Genomic DNA, 6,426 nt, shown 5'->3' on the forward strand with positions numbered 1-6,426 from the left:
TACCTCCTCTAAACCTCTTTTTTCAAGAGGCTGCCGTTAACAAACATAAAACCTCGTCGTTCCAGGCGTTTGACTAAAAACGCAATATATAACGGCAGTAAAATAGCCGTCGTTACGGTTGAAGCCGCCACCTGCACCGTTGCAATATCCACCATGGGGGCGAAGGTTACATTGGCTGCAGCAATTGCCGCTGGCGTCGCTACTGCATTGCCGGCCGTTGAGCCTTCTGCAACTCCAACAATCGGATTCCATTTCAAGGCTTTAAAGATAAAGTACCCTGCCGTTCCCGTAATGAATACGGTCATTAAGCCTAAAAGAATTCCGCCCAGCCCACCTTGAATGATCGCGTTAAAGTCAATACTCATCCCAAGAGCAAAGGCAAAAAACGGAATTAGTAGCATACTTCCCTTATCCAGGAATAAGCGCATGTCTTCGTCCAGGTTTCCAAGTATCATTCCGACTAGAATTGGCAACAGAACGGCAATAAAAGCAATCGGAGAGAACAAACCTTCAACAAATCCCATAGATCCGAAAAAGACCAAAGCAACCATTGTCAAAAACGGTCCATCGTTCAAAGCTAATAGAGAATAAGCCGCGCGGTCTTCCTCACTACCATATTGGCCCACCAGCGCCATATATAACCCACCGTTGCTGTTGGTCATAGCAGCAATAACCGCAATGGGCGCAATGCCAAGCCATAGGCCACTATCACTGACAAACATGTAAGCAATAAGTCCAACCGCTGCACCGACCACCCATTTTGTCGTAAGTAAGGTTGCTCCCTTGGCAAGGGATACACCAAACATTTTTACATTAATTTGCGCACCGGTACACAATAAGAATAATGCGATAAGAGCGCTTGCGCTATTGACGAAAAGTGCTTCTGTAAATCCGCCAATGCGAAGCAGATTTGGAGCAAGAGTATTTATTGTAGCTGCTAAAAGCAATGGAACGACCATCAGTCCGCCCGGAATGCGATCGAGGGTTGCTTTAATCTTCATTATTCGTTCCGTCTTTTCTTTATTTTTAGAAAACGCATTTAAATATCACTTATGAAACATCTACTTCTCCTGCTTCTTCAACTCACCCTGAATGAAGCTCTTTGGCAGCCAGCGGTTGTTTAGTAGTACCCCCTCTATGCGACGGGTCTGGCCGATATCCAGTAAGGGGTTTCCTTCCAATAGGACCAGGTCAGCTTCCTTACCCACCGTGATGGTACCCATGTCGTTGGAGCGGCCCAGGTACTCGGCTACATTGACGGTACCCGTCCGGAGGGCCTGGTAAGGAGTGAGGCCGGAGTCGACCAGGTACTGTAGTTCGTGGTGTACCGAGAAGCCGGGTACGTTAAACACCTGCGGACCGTCGGAGCCGAGCAGCAGGCCCACACCGTTCTGCTGGCAGGCCTTGATCAGGTCGCGGCGGAGCTTGAGGTAGTTGTTTATTTTATCCTTGTTATAAGCCGGATTGGCCTGTAGGTCCTGCTTGGTTTTGACCCAGCTACTACGGGTCTTGGGGTTCATGTATACCATTTCGGGAGCGTTGTTAAGTACCTCTGGTGCAATGGGCGACAGCCAGCGTTCGGCCAGGGCTTGCGTAGGTACTACCCATACCTTCTTCTCTTTAAGCGCCTGCATCAGCTTTGGGATCTGGCTACGATCGGCTTTATCGGCTACGTACATCCCAAAAAGGCCTATCTGCTTCTCATCCATGGATTCGATACCGGGTACCATACCTTCTATGAAACCGTCGAGGTGGTCAATGGAGGAGTAGCCGGCATCAATGGCCCGCCATACTCCCACGTCAAACGACACGTGCCCCACAAAAGGAATCCCTACCTCCTTGGCGGTTTTGGCGACAGAGGCGAAGTTTTCGCGGGTCAGGCCGGGGTGTAGCTTCAGGTAGTCGTAGCCCGCCTGCTTCTGGGTCCGCACCATGTCGGCTCCCTGCGAAGGAATCTTTACGGAGTAGCCGTTGAAGGAAGGCCCCGTACTATAAAGGCGGGGACCGAGGAGTTCGCCTTTCCTGAGTTTTTCACGGACATCAAGGTGGAGGGGGTGCCCCAGCATACCGCGGATGGTGGTCACGCCATTGGAAATAAAAAGTGTAAGTACCTCTCTGATGGGGTCCATGTCATCGACCGGGGGTACGTGGGCGTGCATTTCGGCCAGGCCGGGCATGAGGTACTTGCCTTTGGCTTCTACTACCAGGGCATCTTTGCTGTAGGTAGTTTGAGCAGCGGGTGTAATGGCGGTTATTTTTCCATTTTTAACTACCACATTCTGATTAACAAGTACCCGTTCCTGGTCCATGGGTACTACGTTAACCTCCCGGAATACCAGCTCCCGGTCTTTCAGATCAGTTTGTGCCCGTAAAGGGAGCGTAACGATGAGTAGTAAGAGGCAGAGTAGTTTTTTCATAGCGGCGTACAGAAATTTTAGTTTTACCAAAGAGTCAGGAGGAGTTTTGGCACATAGGAAATAAGAGTTTTTATAATGCTCCGTGGTACTCTGTGCAGTACTCATTGGCTCTGTGGTTAAAATAGAGTGGTAATAATCGTAACTAAGGTACTCAAATTCAGGAAAGCAAAAAAGCCCCGCCCAAAGGCGAGGCCATTCATTGTCAAAAGGTGAACAGTTGATTCGGGGCTTTACTTTTCGGTTTTCAATTTCAGAATGTCGAAATACCCCTTTCCTCCATTCCTGCTTTATATATCTATCCTCCCTACCATTTCTTCCGGCTTTACCCACTCATCAAACTCTTCGGGTGTCAGGTACCCCAGCGCCACGGCGGTTTCTTTCAGGGTGGAGCCGTTTTTGTGGGCGGTCTGGGCTATTTCGGCCGCTTTGTAGTACCCTATTTTGGTGTTCAGGGCGGTAACCAGCATCAGCGAGTTATTTACGTGCTTGCGGATATTGTCCTGCAGAGGCTCAATACCTACAGCGCAGCGGTCATTGAACGACACGCACACATCCCCAATCAGGCGGGCCGAGTGCAGGAAGTTGTAGGCCATCAGGGGCTTGAATACATTCAGTTCAAAGTGGCCGTTGGCACCCCCGATATTAATGGCAACATCGTTACCCAGTACCTGAGCCGCTACCATGGTCATGGCTTCACTCTGGGTGGGGTTTACTTTTCCGGGCATAATAGAACTTCCGGGCTCATTGTCGGGAATGTAGATTTCTCCGATTCCCGAGCGTGGTCCCGACGACAGCATCCGGATATCATTACCAATCTTCATCAGGCTTACGGCTACGGTTTTCAAGGCCCCGTGGGCTTCCACAATAGCGTCGTGAGCGGCCAGGGCCTCAAACTTATTCTCCGCCGTTACAAAAGGCAGCCCCGTCAGGTCTGCAATGTGGCGGGCTACGTTTTCTGAGTACCCTTCGGGCGTATTGATACCTGTACCTACCGCGGTACCACCCAGCGCCAGTTCCGACAGGTGCGCCAGCGTGTTATTAATAGCACGTAGGCCGTGGTCGAGTTGCGACACGTAGCCCGAAAACTCCTGTCCCAGGGTAAGTGGCGTGGCGTCCATAAAGTGGGTACGGCCAATCTTTACCACATTTTTAAATTCCTGAGCTTTGGCTTTCAGGGTATCGCGCAGTTTGGTAATACCCGGAATAGTTACTTCCATCAGTATTTTATAAGCCGCAATGTGCATGGCCGTCGGGTAGGTGTCATTGGACGACTGCGACTTGTTTACGTCGTCGTTGGGGTGCAGAAACTTCTGCTTGTCACCCAGTTCGCCGCCCTGAAGTACGTGGCCCCGGTAGGCAATTACCTCATTGGTATTCATATTTGACTGGGTACCCGAGCCCGTTTGCCATACTACCAGCGGAAACTGGTCGTCGAGTTTACCTTCCAGTATTTCGTCACACACCCGCCCAATCAGATCCGACTTTTCCTTGGGTAGCGTACCTGCTTCATAATTGGTAATAGCGGCGGCCTTTTTCAGGTAAGCAAATGCCTTGATAATCTCCTTCGGCATTTTATTAATATCCTGCGCAATCGGGAAGTTCTGAATTGATCGCTGCGTCTGGGCCCCCCAGTACACATGAGCCGGTACCTGTACCTCACCCATGGTATCTTTTTCTATACGGTATTCCATTGGTAGTAAAGTAAAATGTGAAGAATTCAAATTGAGTGGGTAAAATTAGGGCAGGCGGGGGAGTTTTGGTATTTTTTCCGGATAAATGTTTATTGTAGCCAAGCAGATTTGGTTCTACCCGTTACTTCATCCTTTTTTGCATCCTTAAATATGGTTTTAAATCTGAACACGGCGGTCCAACAGATGGTAGTTGTCGTAGGTATCCAAAAATGGATTGTATAAATGATTAAATTCTACCGGCTCCTGGTAATGCTGGCTCTTCCACTTTCTGTTTTGGGAGCCCAACTGGACAGCTTAAAACAGGAAAGGTCAAAATTCCTGCGCGATAAGACTATAGTACCCGTACCGGTTGTATTCCGGCTTCCCGAAACCGGCTTCGGGGCCGGTGCCGTAGTAGCTTCTACTTTTTCCTTCGCCCGGGATTCAGTCGGTGCCAAGCCTTCTCAACTGTCTTTCGGGGTTACGTATACGCAAAAGAAGCAGGTACTTATTTTTCTGCCCTTTACTATCTTTTATGATAACAACCGGTACTATTTCAGTGGGGACAATGGCTGGTATAAATACAACTACTTTTACTTTGGAATAGGTGAAAACCGGGTGCCGGAAGAAATATTCGATGTTCAGTACCCGCGCATCCGACTGCTGGCTTCCCGGCTTGTCGCCCGCAATACCTACCTGGGGCTGCGGTACCAGTACGAGGGTTATAACGTAACGGGCACCCGACCGGGTGGCGAACTGGCTTCCGGTCAAATTGAGGGAAGTGATTTTAGTCGTACCTCGGGACTGGGGGTATCCCTGCTACGGGATACGCGTGACATGGTGTTCTATCCGCGCCGGGGTATATTCGGAGAAGTATATGTACTGCCTACTTCCAGGATTTTTGGGGCCGACCGGAATTTTACCCGCCTGTACCTGGACCTTTCCCATTATCAGTCGCTCGGTAAAAAGGTAGTTCTGGCTACTAATTACGTAGCGAGCGCAACCGTTGGTGACCGGATCCCTTTCAGCCAGTTATCGTTTTTAGGAGGACAAAAGAAAATGCGGGGAATCTACGAAGGCTACTTCCGCGACAAAAACGCCCTGATTGGACAAGCCGAAGCCCGCTGGGAAGTGTGGCGGTTTATAGGACTGGTAGGTTTTGGGGCGGTTGGCTTTCTGGGAGATGAAAAAGACTTCGTACGGCTCGGCAAGCCTAAGTACACCTATGGAGTGGGCCTGCGCCTGACGGCACAGAAGAAAAACCACCTTAATATAAGGATAGACTACGGTATGTCGCCGTATGGTTCCGGCAACTTTTACGCCACTATTGGTGAAGCTTTCTAAAACAATGTAAAGCGTCATCTTGTGAATGCAATACATCACTTCCTGTACCTATAATATATAGGATAAATATTACATGAAGTTTCAGTAGGTCATCGAACTAAATCCTGAGCTGGTAACGTTACTCTTCTGTATACAACAAAGGCCCTTTCTTCTTAGTAGCGGGGGCCTTTGCCATGACAGAAAAGCCCCCGCTAAAAAATTTTTAGGGGCCGGCACTCCGGGGCGGATGACCTGCTGTTGTTTTTCAGGCTCGGTCTTGGCAAATTAAGTAGAAGCTTCTCAGCCGCTTAGCCAGAAGCTAAAAAAATAGTTGTCAAAACCCTTGCAGAAAGGGTAGTTGATCTACTACCTTTGCCCTTCCCAACCACGGGAAAAGCAGCCCCGGCAGACGGCCGGGCAAGGGCCCCGGCGCCAGCAGGTAGTGAAGCAGAAAAGTTCTTCCTTGGGAGGAACTAATAAGAGCAGCCCCGGCGTTAAGACTAAGCGCCCGATCAGGTAAAGCGACCTTTCTTAGGTCCCACTTCCCCCAAAGAGAGAGCAGGAGGCGTCTGAAAAAATCCAAACAGCAGAAAGGATACCGCCCCGGCAGCGGAGAGAAAAAGCTCCGAAAATATTTTGGGCTGCTTGTTTGGAAATAAAGAAAGCAGCGGCTACTTTTGCACTCCCATTCGGAAACAAGAGCTGGAAAGCCTGCAAGAGAAGGGCAGACAGAATACAAAAAATAGGCGGGTAAGACAGACGGTCTGACCACAAGTTCAAGAAAGGGGAGACCCTTTGGCGAGCAACGTTCTTTGGCTTAGTGAGAAAAGAGCTTATTAAAAAAAGCAAGCAGCGTTTGACAGTACAAAAAGTTGACTGTTGTGGAGCTGATTTATCAGCTTGCAGCAGTTGTTTATAATTATTTACAATGGAGAGTTTGATCCTGGCTCAGGATGAACGCTAGCGGCAGGCTTAATACATGCAAGGCGAGGGGGCTGGCAACAGTCACCGTCGTA

The 6,426-nt window shown here is 49.4% G+C and carries 4 protein-coding genes and 1 rRNA gene; 2 read left to right on the forward strand and 3 right to left on the reverse strand.

The annotated features are described in order from the left end of the window. Positions 1-8 precede the first annotated feature (8 nt). The 3 genes from VGN67_RS07680 to fumC form a co-directional block, all read right to left on the reverse strand. A complete protein-coding gene (locus tag VGN67_RS07680) occupies positions 9-1,001 on the reverse strand; it encodes a 2-keto-3-deoxygluconate permease (RefSeq protein ID WP_327486212.1) in 993 nt (330 codons plus the stop codon). Between the two features lie 60 nt (positions 1,002-1,061). Further along, on the reverse strand, positions 1,062-2,417 hold the full coding sequence (locus tag VGN67_RS07685) for an amidohydrolase family protein (protein WP_327486213.1): 1,356 nt from the start codon (positions 2,415-2,417) through the stop codon (positions 1,062-1,064). A gap of 287 nt (positions 2,418-2,704) precedes the next feature. Further along, positions 2,705-4,108 carry a class II fumarate hydratase gene (fumC, locus tag VGN67_RS07690; protein WP_327486214.1) on the reverse strand — a complete coding sequence of 468 codons (1,404 nt, stop codon included), beginning with the start codon at positions 4,106-4,108 and terminating at the stop codon, positions 2,705-2,707. A gap of 222 nt (positions 4,109-4,330) precedes the next feature. On the opposite strand from fumC, the gene VGN67_RS07695 reads away from it, so the two are divergent. Both VGN67_RS07695 and VGN67_RS07700 read left to right on the forward strand, forming a co-directional pair. Further along, positions 4,331-5,431 carry a BamA/TamA family outer membrane protein gene (locus VGN67_RS07695; protein WP_327486215.1) on the forward strand — a complete coding sequence of 367 codons (1,101 nt, stop codon included), beginning with the start codon at positions 4,331-4,333 and terminating at the stop codon, positions 5,429-5,431. Between the two features lie 904 nt (positions 5,432-6,335). Beyond that, positions 6,336-6,426 (forward strand): 16S ribosomal RNA (locus tag VGN67_RS07700); the annotation flags it as partial.

The sequence above is a fragment of the Telluribacter sp. genome, from assembly GCF_035998675.1.
In the GTDB taxonomy this organism is placed as follows: Bacteria; Bacteroidota; Bacteroidia; order Cytophagales; family Spirosomataceae; genus Telluribacter.